Genomic DNA, 20,422 nt, shown 5'->3' with positions numbered 1-20,422 from the left:
GTCAGGCTCAGATTTTAATCCTCAAAATACTTCAATATGTATTCCTGCGGTTAAAATCTTCGCCTTCCTTGACCTTGAACAAAATTGCCTGCTTTATGGATAGACACTGATTCGGTAAAAAGTTTTTTCAAAGCGTTTCAGGATCCTTAAAGCCTCTGGCAAAAGGGGTATCTAGAATGGAGTCGGAAATATCAGGGCAGCAGATGAAAAAAACCCCTTCCCCTGAAAAAGAAGGAGTTCCGATTTTGTGAAAGGTTTCGAGATCTTTAATATTTCCCGTATCAGAGAGGTGCCGGCCCATCCGGAAGGAGTCGGGGTCTCATGGAGACGTACATTGGTTGCCATATCCAGAAAAATGATGGCCCTTCCTGTCATGGAGTGGTGCTCAACAATCTCTTGGCTATTTCGCTTACCTCTTTACCCTGGGCCTTTCCCGTCATTCGGGCCATCGCGGCCTTCATGACTTTTCCCATATCTTTAGGGCCCGTTGCGCCGAGTTCGGCAATGATTTCCCCGACCACTTTTTCGATCTCTCCCGGATCCAGTTGTTCGGGCAAATATCCGTGAAGTATCTGGATTTCCTCCTCTTCTTTTGCCGCCAGGTCTTCGCGGCCTCCTTTCCGAAATCCCTCAGCCGCTTCCCTGCCTTTCCTTACAAGGGAAGAGATCACGGTTTGAATTTCGGTGTCGGTCAGCTCTCTTCCCAATTCCACCTGCCTGTTTTTGAGCGCCGTCTTAAGCATTCTGAGGCAGGAGATACGCAATTCTTCCTTTGCCTTGATGGCCTTTTTGAGATCTTTTGTGATCTCTTCGTGGAGTCCCATTCCGTTTCCACCGGAATATTAGAAAAGTGTCAAATTATAACTTTAACATCCAATCAATCAAAGTCAAGGGTTTTAATTGCATTTTGTGGATTTTACGAGCGCTATGGCCTGGGCCAGATCAAGATTCCCATCATATAAGGCCTTGCCGGTGATTACTCCAGTGACTCCAATTTCGTGAAGTTTCAATATTTTTTTAACATCATCAAGGCCCGATATCCCCCCGGAGGCGATGACAGGTATGTTGAGGGCCTTGGCAAGTTTTTCCGTATTTTCAACATTGGGTCCCGTCTCCATGCCATCCCTGTGGATATCGGTATAAATAATCGCAGCGATGCCGGATTGTTCGAATTTTTTCGCCAGATCCAAGGGGGTAAATCCGGTCTCTTCGGTCCAACCTTCTATGGCGACACGATCATTTCTGGCGTCGATCCCCACGATGATCCTTCCGGGAAACCTCCGGCAGGCAAGATCCACGATATCAGGATGTCTAATGGCCAAGGTCCCAAGGATCACCTGTTCCACACCCGACTGGAAACAGGTTTCCATCGTTTCGAGATCACGAATTCCCCCACCGAGTTGGATAGGAACAGGCACTGACCTGGCGATTTCCTCAACAAGGCGATGATTTACGGGCCGCCCCCCAACAGCCCCATCCAGATCTACGATATGAATCCTCTCAGCACCCTCTTCGTACCATCTTATGGCTACCTCAACAGGATTGTCAGAATAAACCGTTTCCTTGGACATGCGTCCCTGCTGAAGCCTGACGCAATGACCGTTTTTGATATCTATGGCCGGAATTACAAGCATGATCTAAGGGCTCTCTTGGAGATTCGGCTCCCGGGGAAATCGCTCCAACATCTTTTCAAGTCCAATCTCGGCGAGGGCCCTTGCGGTCATCCACTTGCCCTTTCCTTTCAAAAATGTGTTCATATCCAGAAGGTTTTCGCTCAAAGAGGATTGGGTCTTGTCATACTTCCCCTTCCAGAGGATTTTCCCGCTCTCAACACTTACGAGGTAAAGATCAAAGGCCACGGATGCCGGAAAATTAACGGCATAATCGGTTCCTTCCCTCTCTTTCCATCTGTAGAGGTGCCCCAGTAAAACGCTTTTTGCGGTGAAGGCCCGACCGATTTTTCTTGCCGCTTCGATATCCCCGATGGCGGAATCGGACTGGATGATACTTGAAAAAACCCCCTTTGCCTGCCCGGGGGAAACAAGATCCAGGTTTTTCCGGCTGATTAGCTTTGAAAACAGGGATTCTGTCAATAGGGCGGCATCACTGGTCTTCGTAGGTTCAGCCATGAAAACGGCACCTGAGATAGGGCTGCGGGTAGGGCCCGGCTCGGCCTCAGGACCAAGGGCCGGCCGGAAACCAATGACCACGACCCTGCCGATCCTCAGAGAAGGTGGAGACTCGTGTGCAGGTCCGCCCCTGTGAGGGTAGCAACCCGATAGGACCAAAAGGGCAGTTAACACCAGAGCAATGAATTCAACATGGTTTTTTATTCTTCTTTCGAACATGGTGATCTCCCTAAAAGGGAAGTGAAGGAAGGATGAAGAAACGGGCCAGAAAAGCCTTAAAGCAGCCCCTTGGTCGAGGGAATCATTCCCTGCAACCGATTTTCCACCGCCAGGGCACTGTCCAGGGCCCGGCCGAACCCTTTGAAAATGGCCTCTGAGATATGATGGGGATCCTCTCCGGCAAGAAGGTCCACATGGATGGTCATCCCCGAGTGATTGGCAAACGCCCTCAAAAATTCTTTTAAGAGGCGGATATCGAAATTGCCCGTTTTTCCAAGGTTTGTCGGTACACGGTATGCCAGATAAGGACGATTCGAGCAGTCGACAACCACCCGGGCCAAGGCATCATCCATCGGGATAACGGCGGAACCGTATCTCCAAATCCCCTTCCTGTCATCCAGGGCCCGGGAGAATGCCATACCCAGGCAGATGCCGATATCTTCAAGGGTGTGGTGGTCATCGATCTCGGTATCTCCCCTCGCTTTGATTTCAAGATCAAAGAAACCATGGGTTGCCATGAGATTCAGCATATGATCCATGAAAGGAATACTCGTATCGATCTCCGCCTTGCCCTCCCCGTCAATGCAAAGTTTCAGGCGGATATCGGTCTCTTTGGTTTTCCTGGAAACGGCAGCTTCTCTTTTTCTTTTTTCCATGGCCACAAGGATTCCAAGAGGTGAAAGTTCTCTTTCTAAAGCCGGTGTCTCAAGACCTCACAAAACGCCTGACCTTGCCCAATCTTTGCAACCGCCAGCGGATATCTATACGCAGACAGGGTGCCGATTTTCCTGAATTCGCCTCGTTATCAACCGGTTACGGTAGGCCGGTTAAGTCTTCGCGGCGGATGCGAGACCTTTGAAAAATGCCCCCTTTTGCCCAATTTTCCGCCTCCGTCACGACTACGGCGTGACAAGCCCGCCAAACAGCGGCGGACAGGCTGCGTCAGACTTAGATTTTAATGTCCCAGTCCGTGAATGGGAGAACCTTGGACTTTCCAGGCGAAAACTTTAGTCGAATCGTTTTTTTAGTAGGGTTCAAGGATTCAAGGGGCCCAGGGTTCGAGTGAGAAACCGGGATTTAAAGAAAGATGTTTTTCACTTGACCCCTTGAACCCTCGGCCCCTTGGCCCTTAAGCTTACGGCTTCAGCCGATAGTGATTTGATTCTCTAAATACTTCAATGTATGGTGCCTCTGCCGCTTGGCATCCTGAGCGGGGTGGTTAAAATTTTCGTCTTCCTTGATCTTAAACAAAACTGAACGTTTTTCAAAGGTCTCGGATGCCTTGCATCTTCGCCAAACTCAACCTTTGCAGGATTCAGGTTAAAAGATCTCTTTCAGACCTCAGAAGCGCAAGTGACGACTAACGAGCATGTCATCAGTTTCTCGTTACTCGTCACTGTCAAATGCAGAATAAATGGTGGAGATGATGGGACTCGAACCCACGACCTGTGCGTTGCGAACGCACCGCTCTCCCAGCTGAGCTACATCCCCACATTGATCAGACCATCTTTCATTCGCCTTCGCCAGAATACCCCGCACATTACACCGCGGAATTTCATTTTGATGGAGGCGCTTCAGGAGTTTCTAAAATTTCTAATTTATATGATCCCCACTCTATTTGCAACCCATATTTTTTCAGGCGAGACCCTTAATATCAGATGAAAGGGATCAATGGAGATAGATAAATCAAGAGATTGCCGAAAATGTGGAGAAAGAGGGGAGTGAAGATTGACTTGTGGACCTCGTACCCCAGACAAAAAACAAGGCTTCCCAGCAAGGGAATGATGATTTGTCGCGAAAAGATGAAGTGGAGGCCTATGAAAAGCAGTGTCACTGCCGCCATGGAAATCCCTATGCCCAAATGGGCCCGGAGCCTCCTGTAAATCAGGCCCCGGAAGAAGAGTTCTTCGGCCGTTGGGGAGAGAAGGCAGGCCGTGAGGAAAAAGGCGGAGGTACGAATGCCTCCAGGGCGGAAGTAGTGCGGGTCGATTTTCAACATGGAGCTATTGAAATAGGATTTCCAGGCATACATGAACAGGAATCCGGCAAGGGCCAGGAAAAATGCTGAAAACAGACCCTTAAGCAAAAGTACGGCTGTCGATTGGACTATTTGGAAGGTCCAGGCCCCGAAGTAGAAAAGAATGACGATATCGATAAGTCTTACGATTCCCATAAGAAACAAGGGGGAGAGGGGAATCGTGTTCCTCAGGAAAAAAGCCAGGCATTCGATTGAGAGAACAAAAACAACGAGCAACAGTGTGCGGTTCAGGCCGGGGAGGGGATCATGCCAGCTTTCAGAAATATGGAAAATATTTTGCATCGTACATACCAACTGGGATCTTTGAGCAGACCGACGATCAAGGGATTTAAACTTTTCTTTCCCAGGATGCGGTATAGGGATTGGGCGGCGGTATAGCGAACATTCAGGCTGGGGTCTTTTAAGAGGGCGAGCAGTTGTTTTGGGTTGGGGGAGGGCTGTTTAAGTCTTCCCAAGAGATAGGCACCCCAGTACCTCAATGAAATGGATTCCGACCGTGTCATTTTTTCAATAACGGGTAAGTATGAGGAGGGAATCTCACGTTGATGAAAAAGGTGATAGGCGATGGCCAGGGCGTCTTTGGAAAGGGCAATCCCTTTAATATCTTCCTTAAGGGTGCCGGTTCCCGTGAGGCTGACTATCAAGATGAAAGCCGCCAGGACGGAAGCTGCTCCGACACTCACAAGAGAAAAGAGAATCCTGCTTGAGGAGAAGAATTTTAAGAAGGCAAGACACAGGATCAGGCACCCGGCGGGAAAAAAATACAAGGCGGCACGATTTAACAGTAAAAAACCCTTCATGTGGAAAAGGTTTCTTGCCGCCTCTTCGATGTCTTTCGCGTTCAGCTCGCCTATGTCGGCTCGATTTCCGTACCGGCCGACAAGATACAGGCCGCCGTTCTCCCTGACAAGTTGATAGTCGGCGGCTTCTTTCACCTTTTTGTCACCGCTCAGGAATACCCCTTGTCCGAGATACACCGGCCGCTTCTCTTTTAATCCATCCATGAAAATAAGACCCATGTATATGCCCTGATCAGGATGGAGGAGACTGGCCGCGAGGACCGAATGGTTGTAATAGAATGTCGCGATCCGGTTGCCCAGGGAGGTATCAAACAGCACGAGATCCCTGGCCTTGAGGAAAAACTTGTGCCTTGAACCGTAATAGAGGGACCCGGATACCAAAGATGTGAGGATTGCCAGGAGAATAATCTCCTTTATTGAAAAAGTAACCGAACGATTCATCGTGAGGAGATAGAAGCACAGGAAGGACAGTCCCAAAACGATGAGAAAGGACGAGGCTATCCTGTCCTGGAGAAGCAGGAAGACAAGACCAATATACCCCAGGAACAGATATAGCCCCCGAATCCGAAATGACTGAATAAGAAGGGATACCAACAAGAACACCGCGAACATTATCCCCAGGAGGAAAAGGTAGAACAGGGAACTTTTGAAAATATCCACCGTGCTTATATGATGGAGATAATTCGTTCCTGGAACCGCAAGAACCTTGAGGCTTTCAAGGGCTGTCTGCCGTTCTATAATGACTTGCAGTTGTTTCCTTACAAGATCGAAAAAGTAAGCCCCTTGGACGAGAAGAGACAGGGCAAGGGCCGCTAGGATTTGAGCCCTCTGCTTGAATCTCGATTTGGGCTGTGTCTGGATATGGTTGGACGTGGTTTCCATTTAGAAGGTTTCGGTTGATGTTTCCGGGTCGATCACGAAAAGGATCGAGATAGGCACCCTTCGCCCCGTCGGTTGATAATCCCTTTGAGGGCGACACGGTAACCATTCAGACCTGGGTGACCCTTAATACCTCCTCGGGCCTGGTAATTCCTCTTAAAACTTTGGCCGCACCATCCTGCCGGAGGGTCCGCATCCCTTCCCGGATCGCCTTTTTTTTGATTACGTTGGCGTCGGAACTTGTAAGGATTGTTTTTTTCATTCCTTCGGACATCTTGAGAATTTCGTAGATCCCGGTCCTGCCGTAATACCCGGTGTTCATGCACTTCTCGCATCCCTCACCGGCGTAAAGGGTCGCCCTTTTCAGGTCCTCTTCGGCCACGTTTAGTTCCTTCATGTATTCCCCGTTTATTTTCGCCGGCTTTTTGCAGTAAGGGCAGATGGTCCTGACCAACCTCTGGGCGATGATGGCAAGGACGGAAGAACTGATTAAAAAGGGTTCGATCCCCATGTCAATCAGGCGGGTGACGGCTGAGGAGGCGTCATTGGTATGAAGGGTTGAAAAAACGAGATGGCCTGTGAGGGCCGCCTGGATTGCGATTTCCGCGGTTTCCAAGTCCCTGATTTCACCCACGAGAATCACGTCAGGGTCTTGTCGAACAATGGTTCGCAGGCCGTTTGCGAAGGTGAGGCCCACTTTCCGGTTGACGTGGACTTGGCCGATCCCCGAAATCTGATATTCAACCGGGTCCTCGATGGTGATGATGTTTTTTTCCGGGGTGTTGATCTCCGAGAGGGCTGCGTAAAGTGTCGTCGTTTTTCCGCTGCCGGTCGGCCCGGTAACCAGGATGATGCCGTGGGAAAGGGTGATCAGTTTTCTTATGTCTGAAAGGTGTTCGTCGGGGATGCCGAGTTCATGGAGCTGAAAGATTTCTGCGCTCTTGTCCAGGAGCCGGAGGACGACTCTTTCCCCGAAAATGGTCGGCAATGTGGAGACCCTTATGTCGATATTCTTATCTCCGATCCGAATCTCGATTCTGCCATCTTGGGGGACCCTTTTCTCGGCGATATTGAGGCCCGCCATGACCTTGATCCTTGAAGTAATCGGGGGGTGGAGTCTTTTCGGTGGATTGAAGGTTTCGTAAAGCAGACCGTCGATGCGGTATCTTACCTTCAGATCGTACTGGTAGGGTTCGATGTGGATATCGCTGGCCCGGCTTTTTACGGCCTTTGAGAGCATCAAGTTCACGAACTTGATAACAGGGGCCTCGGAGGTGTCCTCGAGCAGATCCGTGGTTTCCTCAATTTCGGCAAAAATCCGCTCGCTGTCTTCTTCATCGATGTCTTTTAAGACCTGCTCGGCCGTTTGGGTGCCTTCCTCGAAGGCCGTATTTATGGCCCTCAGGATTTCGGATTCGGGGGCGAGAACCGTTTCGAGAAATCCTTCTCCAAGGGTGTCCGTTATATAGTCTGCGGCCTCATAATCGTAAGGGTCATTGACGGCGATCAAGGAGGACCTTTCCCCGTTTTTCAGGGGGATGGCTTTTTTTTGTTTCAGGTAGGTAACGGAGAAGGGGCTGACCAGCTCCGGGACGATCATGGAAGGAGGAATCCGTTCCAGAACCTCGAGCCCGAGCATCATGGAAAGGGCCTTAAGAAGGGTTTTTTCATCGAGGATCCCCTCTTCCTTTATCCGTTTTGGTAAGGAATCCCCTCTCTCTTCAGCCAGCTTTTGGATCTTTCCTATCTTTTCCTCATCAACACCGATCCGGTCCCGGAGGATGTCAATGATCTCGTTGTTCATGGTCTATTCCTTTTCAAGATCCTCCCCGGTCGCACCGGGCCCGCGCTTGTCTTTCCTGAAGAAGGGCTCCTCCCCCTTCACCCTCTCTTCCTGCTGTTCCCTGATTTTTTTCATATAGTTTTCTTTTTCTCTGGTGATGCCTGCGGCTTCAGCAGGGCTGGAGATGATTCTGGGGCTGATGAATACAAGAAGATTGGTTTTGGTGCTGGATAGTCCGACGGATTTGAACCCCCAACCCACGAAAGGAAGCCCTCCCAGGCAGGGCACGGTGTTTTTCGTGAAATCCCGTTGCTCCTCAATCAACCCACCAATCACCAGGGTTTCCCCGTCATGCACCTCCACTACCGTGTCAATGGCCCGTTTAAGGGTGATGGGCTGGTTTGTGGTTACCGTACCGCTCAACTTGCTGACCTCCTGGTTGATTTCCAGCCGGATTTTCCCCTTTTCATTGACGTGGGGCGTAATTTTGAGCTTGATCCCGACATCCCGGTATTCGATGTTCTGGGAGGTTCCTCCGCCTTGCAGGATGGTCGAAGAGGTTTGGAAGGGCCGATTGGTTGAGATGTTGATGGTTGCGGTCTCGTTGTTCAGGGTCACGAGTTGAGGCTTGGAGAGAATGTTAGTTGTATCAAGGGTTTCAACCGCCTTGATCATGACTTCAAGGGATGGGAAGGTGAAATCTCCGATCCTCACGGATTCTCCGAGCATACCCAGGGAGAATCCCTGACCGAGGTTGATTTGTCCGCCGCTGGCCGTCAGGTTCTCCAGGGGACCCTGGTTCTGTTTTTGGCCGATGAATACCCCGGTTCGGCTGTCGTCTGAAAAGGGATGGCCTACATCCCTGAATCCAGACCATTCAGATCCGAAGCTGAAGTCCTCATTGGGGGAGACCTCCATAATAAGGGCCTGGATGAAGACCTGCTTTCGGGGGATGTCCAGTTTTTTGATCATCTCCTTGATGGCATTGTAGTCATCCGGCTTGGCATAGATAATGAGGCTGTTGGTTCCCTTATCGGCCGTGATGGTGATCTCCTTTCCAAGGGCCCGGAATTTCCCGGCCACCACGTTGCCTCCCCCTTCGGTCTTTTCGGGGACGGCGGGTTGACTCCCTTCCCGGGCGGCCGTCATGGCCTTTTGGGTTTGGGTCAGAATGTTCACGATTTCTTCCGCTTTTGCATTTTCGAGGTAATAGACGTTAAGCATGCTCTTTCCTTCAGGAGTCGGCCGGTCGATCTTGGAAAGAACGCTTCGAATATCCATGAAGATATCAGCGGAGGCGACGACGATCAATGCGTTGATCCTCTCCACAGGGACGATTTTAAAGAGTCCTTGTCGCGATCCTGAAACGGTTTTTCCGGATTTCCCATATCTGGCTTCCAGGATTTCCGTAAGGGTTCTGGAGGCATCGAGGGCGGTCGTATACTTGAGATCCAGCCTCTCCACGACCTGCTCGGAGACCTGGATATCGATCTCGTCCAGCAATGCATCGATTTTTTTGATGTTACTTCTGTAATCCGTCACGATCAGGATGTCGGAAGAGGGTGTGGCCAGGATCGTACCCAACCGGGATAGAAGGGGCTTGATCAAGGGTTGGAGGGTCCTGGCGTCCAGATATTTAAGGGGCATGATCTGGGTTACGAATTCATCGTCTCCTTTCATTATTTTTCGTGTGCTCAGGGGGAGACCGTAACCACTGATGTTTTGGGCCGGGATGATTTTTGTGACCTCTCCGGTCTCCACGACAGTGAACCCGTTGACGGCCAGAACGGATTTGAAAACATCATAGGCCTGCTGGGTGGTAAGTTTTTGGGGTGACAGAACAGTCACCTTGCCGCGGACGTTGTTGTCCACGATGAAGTTTTTCCCTGTCAGCTCGCTGATAACACGGATAAACAACCGGATATCCACGTCATCGAAGTCCAGGGCAACCTCTTTCACTTCCTTCGCCCATAAGGCCGGGGGGGCGAAGGCGGTAAATAAAATAAGGATACCTGCAATGAATACGATCCATCTTCCCAACATGCCCGCTCTTTTCATTGCTACCTCACTTTGAAGTTTAAAGTTTTGGGCTTGCCTTGCCTCAAGATCTCAATGCTGAAAAAATCACTGCCTTTTAAGAGATTGTATAGTTTCATCACATCCTCGGCGGACCGAATGGGGTGGCCGTTCACCCCCCTGATAATATCATTGTCCCTGAATCCCATGGTCTTGAGTATGCTTCCCTTTTGGATTCGGCTGACCACAAAACCGTCGGGTTTGCCTTTGGTGAAATGGGGTTTCACACGGACTTCAGCCATGATCCGGCTGATATTGTTAAGGCTGTTTCGCATGAAATCCCTGCTGATTTTATAGGCCTCGACCCCCTTCTCAGGACCGCCTTTTTCTTTCCCGCTTTCCATCTCTGAGCGGATTTTTTCGATTCCCATAACCAGAAGCTGGTCCTTTCCGTCGATATTCAGGACCACCTTGTTCCTGAGAATCAGGACTACCTTCGCCCCGTTGATGACGGATCCGACCGAATATTTATCCTGGACCCCGCTCTGATTATCCTTGATAATGGCCCATGAAGTTCCGTTTTTATTGACAATCGTTCCGATCAGGGTGCAATTCAAGGAAGTAAGTTCGAGTTGGTCTATTTGGTGGATCAGGTCTTTTTCAGGGCTTACCGCAGTTTCATCTACAACAACAGAAAAGAGGTTCCGATCCAGGATGGCGGAATACTGATCAAAAGTCTTCGTTTTCCCGGATTTAAACGCCTTTTTGGGGACGGATGCGATTTGGCGCGGGAAGTAGTCCACCCCTTTCATCTCCAGGTAGAATAAGAGAATGGTGCTGAGAATATAAGCACCGAGGGTGACCAGCAGAAAAAGGAATATCCTCTTAATGCGGGTAAGTGAAGGTTGTCCTACATATTCCATGATCAGGATGTACTCCATGTGATCACCGGGGTTTCGAAGGTTCCTCCGATATGGACCGATAAGGGGCCGGCAATGTTTTTTATTCTTTCAAAAATCCACTTTCCCAGAGGGTGGTCAGCCAGTCGGGCTCCCGGAGCAAGACGTACTTCGATCCTCGGTCGGCTTCTTTTTAATGGCATTCTCAATTTGACTATACCCGAGAAACTCCCGGAAAACATGGGACCCCTCATCTCCCCTTTTTCTATAAAAATGCGCCCGTCTCGCAGCAGGAAAGGGGCTTCCACCACATCAAAGGGTACGGACGCCATTCCGGGGAGATCAAGAATCGTTTCAACGGCGCCGTCTTCAACGCTCAATCGGCCTTTGCCCTGAACCTGGGCTGGGTCTTTCAGGTTCCCCTCCAGGTGAACATGGGCATTCAATTTACCCTTGATTTTCCTATTCGACAGGGCTGAAATCCAATCAAGTCTTTCCAGACGGAGCCCGGTGGCATCCAGGTCAAGATTTTCATGTTTCACTCCACGTGAGAGCGATACCCCAACATACCCCTCAAGCTCACCGTCTGCAAGTTCGGCATGGAACCAAACAGGTAAAAGGCCACTGAAAAGGTCACGGTAACGGGGCCGGAGATCGATTTTATGAAACCGGCATTCAACGGGTTGGTCTTTTTGAAAGAAAAATGCAGTGATGTTTTTTAACCGGATACGATCCGGGAAGGCGAAGCTGACTCTTTCCACCCGTATCGCAATTTTCCCGCCCGAGATATCCGAAACAGCGCTTGCAATCAGTTTTTCTACAGGAAGACGGAAAAGGGTCAGGGCGATGAAAAGGCCCGATCCGTAAACCCCGAGCAGGATGAAAAATCCAATTTTTCTCTTCGATTCCATCTATTTCGATACAAGCACCGCAGGTTGAAGGGTTATATCGAGGTATTCGCCGTTTTTTCTCGCAGCGAGTCGTTTGATATAGATTCCCCTGCCTTCCCTGTGAAGGTTATAAAGATACTGCACCATCTCCTTAAGGGTGATGCCCAGCAGCTTGACCTCAACCCACTTCTCTTCTCTTAGACTGTCGATTTGAAGGCTTCCCGGCTTCATGTAAGCGAGCTTGTCCATGAGTCTGCACTGGGCCGCAATTTTTTCAAGCACGGAAAACAGGTTGAAGATTTCCTCGGCCTTTTCATGTTTGTTTCTTTGTAACTTTTTGATTTGCTTATATTCTGCTATCGTTTTTTTGAGTTCCTCCAGATCCTTTTCCTTCGTGGCCACGGACGCCTCAAGGTTTTCCATACGGTCATGCAGCGGCAGGTAGGCGAACCGGAACAATAAAAAGGAGATCAGGGCGCAACATCCCAGCAGCAGGATAAATTGTTCCCGAGGACTCCGGTCGAAAAACCTATCCCGCCAAGTGGAGAGTGATATTGAATTCCACATCTTGTCCTTCATTCCTGCTCTTTGCATTGCTGATCAAGACATCCGAAAAAAGCCTGGCTCCAGAGAGGGACTCTCTGATAAGGTTTACGTTTTTAAAGGAATCTGTTTTTCCGCTCATCTCGATTTTGCCCTGTTCCCAGAAAAGGCTTTTGATTTGAAACGGGGTGCCGGGTGGAATGGCTCTGCTTATGGCATCGAGAGCATCGAGAAGTGATATTTCCCCGGGTTGCGAATTTTCTCCCACCCTGGATCTGGCGGCATCGAGGCGGTTGCGGGCCTGGGCGGCCTCGTCAACGATTTTTTTTACATTAGGAAATGCGGAAGAAAAGGTCCTTCTGGTTTCTGCAGATAGAAAGGCCTTTCGCTTTTCCAGTACTATAATCTTAAGTCCTAACGGGAGGAAGACGGAGAGCACCAGAAAAAGAGCGATAAAGGTCCCCCATCCAAGGTAGCCCTTTCGGATGGCCCCGGGGTCTTCCCTGAAAAATTCATCTTTGAAGAAATTAAAGACCCGGCCTCTTTTTTTCCATCGAAGGATCCCCAAAAGAGAAGCAAAAGTGTTCAATTGATCCGAGTCGTCTTCATCGAATTTGAGATGGCCGGGTCGATGGGTGATGAAATCCAGGTCCAGGTCCTTTGACAATCGATCAAGCACCGGTCTTACCCTGAAAAGGTTCCCGGTCAGGAACAGCCTTTCGAGCTTCAGGCCCGATTTACTGCTGAATGAGTGGACCGTTCTCTTGATCTCGGCTGCAAGGACCTTCCGGCCTTTGGGCGTTTTTTGGTTGGAATCCTGACCCTTTTCAAGATCAGTGACACCAAGAGGAATGTCCCTGACAAGGGCGGGAACCCCCCGAAGGTAGAGTGCGAAGAGTGTCTTTTTCTCCCCGGTTTCCATGACCAGGGCCTCTTCCTCATCGCGGAAATAGTTTCCAAGGCTGGACAAGTCCGATGTTATTCCAACAACGCGAAGTCCTGCCTCCTCGGCCTCCTGTATTTTTTCACGCAGTACTTGCTTCTTTACTATTGCCGTGAGAAAGGTCTTTTGCCCGGGTTCGCGGGAGTAACATTCGATGTAATCTACCACGTATTCTTCCGGCGGATACTCGGAAGATATCTCGAATTGAATGGCTCTTGAAACCTTCTTGGTTGAATCGAATGGGAAGGAGAATTCCCTGTAATCAATGTCACAAGTGTTGATCACAAGGAAGGTTTTCAAAGAAGCCGGTGGATTTTCTTCAAGCCATTCCTTTATTTTCCCGGAAGCGTCCTTATCCCCCTCTTCCCCGAATCTGTAATGCCTGAATCTGCGCGGCACAGAAACCCCGTTTTGCTGGTCGAATTCGACCAGCTTAACTTCGTGGGGTGTAACAGTGAGGGCTAGAAAAGATCCATTCATTTTACAGTTCCCGCCATAACAGGATTCTCGACCCATTTTCAGACCTGGAGACGATTGCCGCGATTTCCTTGCGGCTTTCTCCCAGGGAGACATGGATCCGTACCGAAAAAAACCTTGAAGATATTGTCAACAAATCATCGGGCAGGGATTTCTCAAAGGGCCATACCTTTTTGTACCAGAGTTTGTTTGCCAGGTCTGCTCTGTTCACGGGGTCACGCCGAAAGTTGTCCATTTCAAGGGCGATGTCCTCGGACATCTGGTCGGACAATGCCATAAGAACCGGGATCGGGGCCGTGTTGATATTGATCCTTCCTTTCCCGTAAACGGTGAAGTATTGTCCGATTCCATCCCTATGACGGTTTCCGTAAAAGATTTCCGGGGTTATTCCCTTTACGAGGAGCATTTCCTCGACCCCGTTCATGGGGCCGTTCTTGCAGTGGTATCCCATACCTTGATAGAATGCTTCTTCAGCTCCATAGATGCCGCTGACTTCATCATCCGCGTCGATCCAATCCTTGATCCCATAAATGATGATGTCAATGTCTTCTTCAGAAAGGGAGAACCTCGGATTGCTGAGGAGTCTTTTCCAGATGGCCAACTGTTCGGGATTGAAATTACCGTCCCCACCCACAAGGGCGTTTATGTTGATCCTGCTTTCTTCATCCGATATGCTGCCTTTCACTTCCCCTTCATCCATGAGGGCGGTGGCGGCCTTGAAATAGGTTTCGCTGTTGGCCCATTCTTCCTGAAGATTGTCCGAAGGGGTGTAAACTCCTTCCAGGTAAAGAATTTCCTGAATGGCGTGAACCCCCGAGATTCCGATATAAAGAATCTTCTGGCTGTCCCCAAAATTTTTGGAGGTATCTATATCGGCTATGGCGATCCTGTTGAATTCCACTACCACCGCGACCAACAGTGCGACTATGACCAGGACGATGAGAAGGGCGATTCCCTCCTTTTTCTTGGAAATGGGAAGGAGCATCTCAATCGTTTTTTTTATAAGTTGAGCCATTACCTCGAGAAACGGTTATCCCTTACCCGCCGATGGTGACCAGGGGCCTGACCATGGTTACAAATCTTTCACGTTCTCCCTCGAGTTCGAGGGTGAAATCCACCACGATGGATTGAGGAAAGGTGTTCTGTAAACTTCTTCTTTTAGCATCATTATAGAAGAATTCCAACTGAAAACTTTTCAGGATCCTGCATACAGGCACCTCCCTGCCACCCTCATCAAACGGGAACTGAGGGGGGGCTTGGGATCTTCGCCACAAAGAAAAGAGGCCCCCTTTAGGATTTTTTCGGATTTGATAACCCACTTCAGCCAAGATGGAGACCTGCTTGGGATCAACGGAGAGGGAATGGGTCGTCACAAAATCCATGACTGAAAATGAACGATCTTGGATGGTCGTTTCCTCTCCTCTGAAAAAGGGGCCTACCCCCTCCATGTTCAAAGGATACATCCCGCGTATATCAGCGGCAAGAAGATCCATCAAGGCCCTGCCGGTTTGATATAGTTCGATCTTTTTTTCAGCGTTACCTGAACTGGACAGGATTCCGGTAAAGGTCCCGAGAATGGACGCCATCACGAGCGCAAGGATGAAGATGGCGATCAGGATTTCCATGAGTGTAAAACCCCGGCCTTTACCTTTCTTTATCGAAGCGATAGGAATTTCTTGGGCATAGGGGCGGCGTAGATCACCCATTGCAATACTCCATACCATCAAAATGGCGTTCATTTCCAGGGGACCAGCTTTACGGGTCCATAAGGGAGAAATTCAGTAAGGTGATAGGCGTTTTTTTCTCCAAAATGCCTGTTTCGTACGATGACCGTAACCTTGTTCCAGGGAGGATAACTGGTAGGCTCAATACGGATTTCCCAAGTGTAATCGGGGGCATAATCCGCAAATTCCCCGGACATGATAGAGACGTTTTCAAGTCCCCTAAGTTCAATGTCGGTCATTTTCATTTGGGCCAGTTCGGAGGCCTTGGTTTGGATCCGGCTCGATATGGCCAGTTTCAAAGAATCTGAATGAAGGGAGAGTACGGCGGCGAAGGCGGTTGCGAGGATGGCCATGGAGACCATCACCTCAAGGAGGGTGAAACCTGAAAAGCACCTGCGTCGTTTTGACGGAACAGAGATGGCCTTCTCCCCGGCATCGGAATGCTTTTGATGAAGGCTACTTTTCCGCATATTCCACATCGACATACTCGTTATAAAGGGTAAACCTCCCGGTGAAAGCGTTGATGATGATCGTAAGGGTTTTCCCCCGGGCATCGGCCAGATGAATCACGGTTTCTTCAAGGATTCCCTTGGGATTGAATCGGGATTTCACGACCCCAAATGTCTTTTTTGTCGTGTTCATGTTGTAGGCATCGAGGAATCGAATGCCCTCGGGAAGATGTCTGGGGGGGGCAAGCATTTCCTTTTCGTCGGAAGAATGCCCTCCGGAAAGCTCCTCCGTTTCGTATTGGCCCCAGTAAAGACCCCTGTCAAGGTCGAGATTGAGCACGGTAAAACGATGGGTTGCGATACTTTTGGTCCTTAAAAGGTTGACGGTGGCCTTCAGGGAACGGGCGGCGGCCTTAAGATCCCTTTGAAAGAGGAAATTGTTGACCTTGGGAAGGGCTGAGAAATAAAAAAGGCCCACGAGGATAAGAACCACGGTCACTTCTATCAGAGTGAAACCCTGGACAAATGTTTGATGGCGTGCGATGTCGTCCTCATCCGCCCCCCCCGATGTATCGGGGGTGCGGAGGCCCTTATCAACTGCGGTTCCTATGGTGGTTATTTCAAACATCGGCGATTCAGGGCAATCATGTCCTCTTTCATTTTGGATCCCCCTGCACCGTGTCCTTTTGGTTACTTGCCTGAACCCTATTCGAGTTCCCAATTGTTGATATCAGCATTAGGCCCTTCTCCCCCTTTCTCTCCGTCCTTTCCATAGGAACTCAGGTCAAAATCCCCGTGTTGTCCAGGCATCACATACACAAAGGGATTTCCCCAGGGATCCTTAGGAACCTTGGACCTTTCGAGGTATCCTCCCTCGCGCCAGTTTTTAGGCAGTGTCCCGGTCTCGGGCTTCTTGACGAGGGCCTCGAGCCCCTGCTCTGTATCCGGGTAGACCCCATTGTCCAATTTATAGAGCTTAAGAGCCGATTCAAGGCTTCGGAGCTGGAGTGCGGCCTTAGTTCTTTTGGCCTTTTCAGGCTCATCCATGAATCTGGGCACGATGATGGTGGCAAGGATGCCCAGGATAATGACCACCACCATCACTTCGATCAGGGTGAATCCTTGCTGGGACTTTTTGCAGGGTTCAGAAATCCTGAAAAAGTGGGAGATCTTTTCTCCGGAGATCCTTGATGGAAAAGTTCTAAGCATAGGGGGCATCTTCATGGTTTGTTTCACCTCAAAAATTTCTGCGTCGCGAAACCAGTCGATTCAGGTTTGATCGACTATCTGAGGAATCGGACCTATTTTATCAGTTGATTGATCTCGAATATGGGTAAAAGGATTGAAATGACGATGAATCCTACAATAAAGGCCATTACTAGAATCATTACCGGCTCAAGGAGGGAGAGAAGCTTTTTCAGGGAGCTTTCCAGTTCGTTTTCCATTATCCTGGATGCCCGATTCAGCATCTCTTCAAGTTGTCCGCTTTTCTCCCCTACTGCAATCATGTTTACAACAACGGGTGGAAAGATGCCGCTCGAACCTAATGGACCAGCAATTTCTTTCCCCTCGTGGATTTCGTCCCGGACCCTTTCTATTTCGGCCGAAATGACCGTATTGTCAATGATATTCTTGACGATATCAAAGGAGGTGACAATCGGGACTCCGTTGGTTAGAAGAGTGCCCAGGGTCCTGGTAAAACGGGCCATCACGACTTTTCGATATTGGGTCCCGATCAAGGGCAGGCGCAACTTGAGGCGGTCAAAGAAATGTCTTCCTTTTGTGGTCTTTTTATAGCGGCTTAAAAAGAAAAGCAGGGTGATTACGCCGATCAGTAAGATGGGCCATGACGATTTGAAAAAGCCACTGACCGCGAGAAGGAGCATGGTGGGCAATGGGAGGGCCTGGTCCATTTCCTTGAAAATGCCCGAAACGGTCGGAATCACAAAGGTAACAAGGAAGAAAACAACCCCGGTGCCAACAGCCAGCATGAGAAGAGGATAGGCCAAGGTGGCCGCGATCTTGGAGCGCATCTCCAGTTGGTTCTGGAGATAATCTGCAAGCCGTTTGAGAACAATCTCCAGACTTCCCGACTCTTCCCCGGCCCGAACCATGTTTACAAAGAGGGATGGGAAGTGGCGGGGAAAGAGGGAAAAGGCGTCTGCCAGTGAGACCCCTTTGTTTACCTCTTCTTTGATGACTGAAAGCATTTTTTTTACGGATTTTTTTTCCGTCTGCTGGATTACGATATCAAAGGAATTCACCACCGGCATGCCTGCTTCCACCAGGGCGGCGAATTGGGTGGTGAACATGGCGATATCGGTGCGGTGAATCCTATCGAAAAAGGAAGAAAGAGAATATTCCCCCCGCCTTTTTTCAATGCTTTTCCCAGTGGTTTCTTGAAGGGTGACGGGATAGAGATTAAGACGCTTTACAGCCATTGCAGCGGCTACACGGCTTTCCGCCTCGATGATCCCGTTGATCTCTTTCCCCTTCTTGTCGAAGGCCTTGTATTCGTAAACACCCAAGATAAAGACCCCGTATAGTCTTAAGGCTTACTCACGCTCTTCTGTTGCTTGCTCCTTGAAGTAAGTCCATCAGTTACGGAAACCAGTCAATCCTATCTGAATTTGATGAGGACCCGGTCATGATCCTTAATGATCTGTTTGACCTCCGCCAGTTTTTGCCGGGCCGGCTGGAATGTGGGGTTGAAATAAAGGGCCTTTTCAAAGGCCGCCTGGGCCTCGTAAAGGCTCCCCATTTGGAGTTTCAACAGACCCTTGATGAAGTAAGCCGACCACATAGTAATATCTCCGTTGAAATCTATAATGGCTCTTTCGATGAAGTCCCTCGCCTTACCGAAGTCCTTGAGTACATTCATGTAAAGCTGACTGGCATAGAGGCAATAGGCTGTGTTATGGGGGTCATATTCGAGGGCCTTCAGAATGAATCGTTCCGCACCCTTGACATCACCCCTGGCCAGGGCCTTTTTGTACTTGAAGTGTTCCACTTCGCCAATGAAGGGCTTGATAGCCGTGAACCAGACAAAACCGGCCAAAAGGATTATCACCAGGGGAAGTAGAATTTTTCCGGTTCTTTTGCCGTTTAGTTGGAGTGACTTTATCCCGCCGCCGGCAGCAGCAAGATAAAGCCCTTCCAGTATACCCATCATAAGGGCTGTCATGAACAGGGTGCTGTTGATCCTGAAGGGAAAGAAAAAGAAGGCGGCCAGCATTATGGAGATCAGGGAACAAAAGGCAGTCGCCGCGATGATCCGTTCCCGGACTCCGATATTTTCGTCCCGGATGAGATACCATCCATGGCGCATGACGGACAGGAAGAACAGGAGGAGGGCGCTTGCCGCCAGCAGGCCCCCGTCGTTCAGGATTTCCAGGTAGTCCGTATGGACCCGGCGGGGCTTGGGTTCCGGGTAGTCCTTGAAAAACTCCGGATCGATCTTGTTGATTTCCGCCTGGGCCCGGTACACCTGGCTTCGAAAGGACCAAAGACCCGTCCCGAAAAGAGGATTCTGTTCAAAGAGCCAAAAAGAGGCCCGGTAGTATTTTTCCATCCTGAGCCTGAGGGTATCGGATCTGGTTATATTCTTCAATCCCATCATTACGTGGAAGCGTTCGGGCGCCAGGTGCCACAGGGACAAAAGGATAATCGCCAGGACCACCAGGCCGGTGATGACCCGCCTGGGATGGAGCTTTAGAAAATCCAGAACAGAGAAACGATGGATCTTTGAGAGGAAGAGGAGAAAGAGGGGAAGGGAAAGGAAAAAACCCATCCACCCGGCCCGTGCCCGCGTGAAGAGAAACCCTCCCAGCATGAAGATAAACAAGGTCGCGGGGATGATCCTGGCCTTCCCATCAAGAAGAAATACCAGGCCGAGGACTGCGAAGAGGGGGAATATGTAGTAAGCACCCAAGTAGTTGGAGTTTCCGATGGTCCCCATGACCATGATACCGGGGTAGGCCCACTTGAAGAGAATAAAATGCCCGGTAAACTGGAGGTAAGTAACGATAGTCACCAGAAACCCGCTGAAGGCGGCTATCACCAGCAACCAGAAGGCCCTTTTACCGTTTATATGGAGGGAAGTGAAAAAGAAAAGAGACAGGCAGGTGATGTTCAATGTGGCTGCAACAATCGTGAAATAGTGATTCTTGGTGTAAAAGAAAGAAAATACATTCAAGAGGATAATGAACAGTAAGATTTTATGGCTTGGCGAAGAGGCCCAAGGGATCTTTTTACCTCTCAAAAAATAAATGCATAAAACGGCCGTCATTATGGAGATGCCGAGGATCATAATGAGGTTTTTAGGGGTATTGAAGGCATTGTCCACATGGGCAGGAAGCACCAGGACCGGAACAATCAATGTCATCAAGGCGATTATCATGAAATAGAGAAAAGATGGATGATCGTTTGAAGGCATTGCGGGTTTCACCATGAGGACACCTGCTTTCCTGTAGGATCAGGGATTGAATCCATGCTCAAAGGTCTTTTTGTTTAAGTGAAACCTAAACTGAGCGTTTCAAAATTTTGATGAGACCTTTTATTTAGATATATCAAAAGAGTACATGGTAATTGTCCGATAAGGTATCATAACCTATAAGGTCAAGGGCATGGCATA

19 protein-coding genes and 1 tRNA gene are annotated in these 20,422 nt (G+C 49.5%); all 20 read right to left on the bottom strand.

All coding sequences use genetic code 11. The annotated features are described in order from the left end of the window. Positions 1–371: 371 nt before the first annotated feature. The 20 genes from JRF57_10435 to JRF57_10340 all read right to left on the bottom strand — a co-directional run bounded on the left by JRF57_10435 (position 372) and on the right by JRF57_10340 (position 20,239). The gene (locus JRF57_10435; protein ID MBW2304115.1) at positions 372–824 is read right to left on the bottom strand and encodes a GatB/YqeY domain-containing protein; all 453 of its coding nucleotides are present in this window, start codon (positions 822–824) and stop codon (positions 372–374) included. A gap of 72 nt (positions 825–896) precedes the next feature. Further along, positions 897–1,634 carry a 1-(5-phosphoribosyl)-5-[(5-phosphoribosylamino)methylideneamino]imidazole-4-carboxamide isomerase gene (gene hisA, locus JRF57_10430; GenBank protein MBW2304114.1) on the bottom strand — a complete coding sequence of 246 codons (738 nt, stop codon included), beginning with the start codon at positions 1,632–1,634 and terminating at the stop codon, positions 897–899. A gap of 3 nt (positions 1,635–1,637) precedes the next feature. Then, a complete protein-coding gene (locus JRF57_10425) occupies positions 1,638–2,348 on the bottom strand; it encodes a hypothetical protein (protein MBW2304113.1) in 711 nt (236 codons plus the stop codon). A 56-nt stretch (positions 2,349–2,404) separates the two neighbouring features. Then, positions 2,405–3,004 carry an imidazoleglycerol-phosphate dehydratase HisB gene (hisB, locus tag JRF57_10420; protein MBW2304112.1) on the bottom strand — a complete coding sequence of 200 codons (600 nt, stop codon included), beginning with the start codon at positions 3,002–3,004 and terminating at the stop codon, positions 2,405–2,407. A gap of 759 nt (positions 3,005–3,763) precedes the next feature. Continuing rightward, positions 3,764–3,839, bottom strand: a tRNA-Ala gene (locus JRF57_10415). Positions 3,840–4,002: 163 nt separating this feature from the next. Then, entirely contained in the window at positions 4,003–4,668 is a 666-nt protein-coding gene (locus JRF57_10410) for a CPBP family intramembrane metalloprotease (GenBank protein ID MBW2304111.1), read from the bottom strand. Then, positions 4,614–6,068 (bottom strand): HEAT repeat domain-containing protein, encoded by a 1,455-nt coding sequence (locus tag JRF57_10405; protein ID MBW2304110.1) that lies wholly within the window; start codon positions 6,066–6,068, stop codon positions 4,614–4,616. The genes JRF57_10410 and JRF57_10405 overlap by 55 nt, the downstream gene beginning before the upstream one ends. A 106-nt stretch (positions 6,069–6,174) precedes the next feature. Continuing rightward, positions 6,175–7,869: a type II secretion system ATPase GspE gene (gene gspE, locus JRF57_10400; protein MBW2304109.1), complete on the bottom strand. Its 1,695-nt coding sequence runs from the start codon at positions 7,867–7,869 to the stop codon at positions 6,175–6,177. A gap of 3 nt (positions 7,870–7,872) precedes the next feature. Further along, complete coding sequence (gspD, locus tag JRF57_10395; GenBank protein ID MBW2304108.1) at positions 7,873–9,906, bottom strand: type II secretion system secretin GspD; 2,034 nt, start codon at positions 9,904–9,906, stop codon at positions 7,873–7,875. Between the two features lie 2 nt (positions 9,907–9,908). Then, complete coding sequence (locus JRF57_10390; protein MBW2304107.1) at positions 9,909–10,805, bottom strand: hypothetical protein; 897 nt, start codon at positions 10,803–10,805, stop codon at positions 9,909–9,911. After that, a complete protein-coding gene (gspN, locus tag JRF57_10385) occupies positions 10,790–11,674 on the bottom strand; it encodes a type II secretion system protein GspN (GenBank protein MBW2304106.1) in 885 nt (294 codons plus the stop codon). The genes JRF57_10390 and gspN overlap by 16 nt, the downstream gene beginning before the upstream one ends. Then, complete coding sequence (locus JRF57_10380; protein ID MBW2304105.1) at positions 11,675–12,220, bottom strand: type II secretion system protein M; 546 nt, start codon at positions 12,218–12,220, stop codon at positions 11,675–11,677. Further along, complete coding sequence (locus JRF57_10375; protein MBW2304104.1) at positions 12,183–13,619, bottom strand: PilN domain-containing protein; 1,437 nt, start codon at positions 13,617–13,619, stop codon at positions 12,183–12,185. The genes JRF57_10380 and JRF57_10375 overlap by 38 nt, the downstream gene beginning before the upstream one ends. Before the next feature lies 1 nt (position 13,620). Beyond that, positions 13,621–14,631: a type II secretion system minor pseudopilin GspK gene (gspK, locus tag JRF57_10370; protein ID MBW2304103.1), complete on the bottom strand. Its 1,011-nt coding sequence runs from the start codon at positions 14,629–14,631 to the stop codon at positions 13,621–13,623. 22 nt (positions 14,632–14,653) lie between these two features. Next, positions 14,654–15,322: a prepilin-type N-terminal cleavage/methylation domain-containing protein gene (locus JRF57_10365; protein MBW2304102.1), complete on the bottom strand. Its 669-nt coding sequence runs from the start codon at positions 15,320–15,322 to the stop codon at positions 14,654–14,656. Between the two features lie 29 nt (positions 15,323–15,351). After that, positions 15,352–15,810 (bottom strand): type II secretion system protein, encoded by a 459-nt coding sequence (locus tag JRF57_10360; GenBank protein MBW2304101.1) that lies wholly within the window; start codon positions 15,808–15,810, stop codon positions 15,352–15,354. Further along, positions 15,797–16,417, bottom strand: coding sequence for a prepilin-type N-terminal cleavage/methylation domain-containing protein (locus JRF57_10355; protein MBW2304100.1), 621 nt, complete (start codon positions 16,415–16,417; stop codon positions 15,797–15,799). The genes JRF57_10360 and JRF57_10355 overlap by 14 nt, the downstream gene beginning before the upstream one ends. Positions 16,418–16,494: 77 nt before the next feature. Then, positions 16,495–16,998 (bottom strand): type II secretion system major pseudopilin GspG, encoded by a 504-nt coding sequence (gspG, locus tag JRF57_10350; GenBank protein ID MBW2304099.1) that lies wholly within the window; start codon positions 16,996–16,998, stop codon positions 16,495–16,497. A gap of 92 nt (positions 16,999–17,090) precedes the next feature. After that, positions 17,091–18,317, bottom strand: coding sequence for a type II secretion system inner membrane protein GspF (gspF, locus tag JRF57_10345; protein ID MBW2304098.1), 1,227 nt, complete (start codon positions 18,315–18,317; stop codon positions 17,091–17,093). A gap of 92 nt (positions 18,318–18,409) precedes the next feature. Then, positions 18,410–20,239 (bottom strand): O-antigen ligase family protein, encoded by a 1,830-nt coding sequence (locus JRF57_10340; GenBank protein ID MBW2304097.1) that lies wholly within the window; start codon positions 20,237–20,239, stop codon positions 18,410–18,412. Between the last annotated feature and the right edge of the window lie 183 nt (positions 20,240–20,422).

The organism is Deltaproteobacteria bacterium (genome assembly GCA_019310525.1).
Classification (GTDB): domain Bacteria; phylum Desulfobacterota; class DSM-4660; order Desulfatiglandales; family HGW-15; genus JAFDEE01.
Note: the sequence above shows the minus strand (reverse complement) of the source record. Positions and strands in the feature narration are given on the sequence as shown.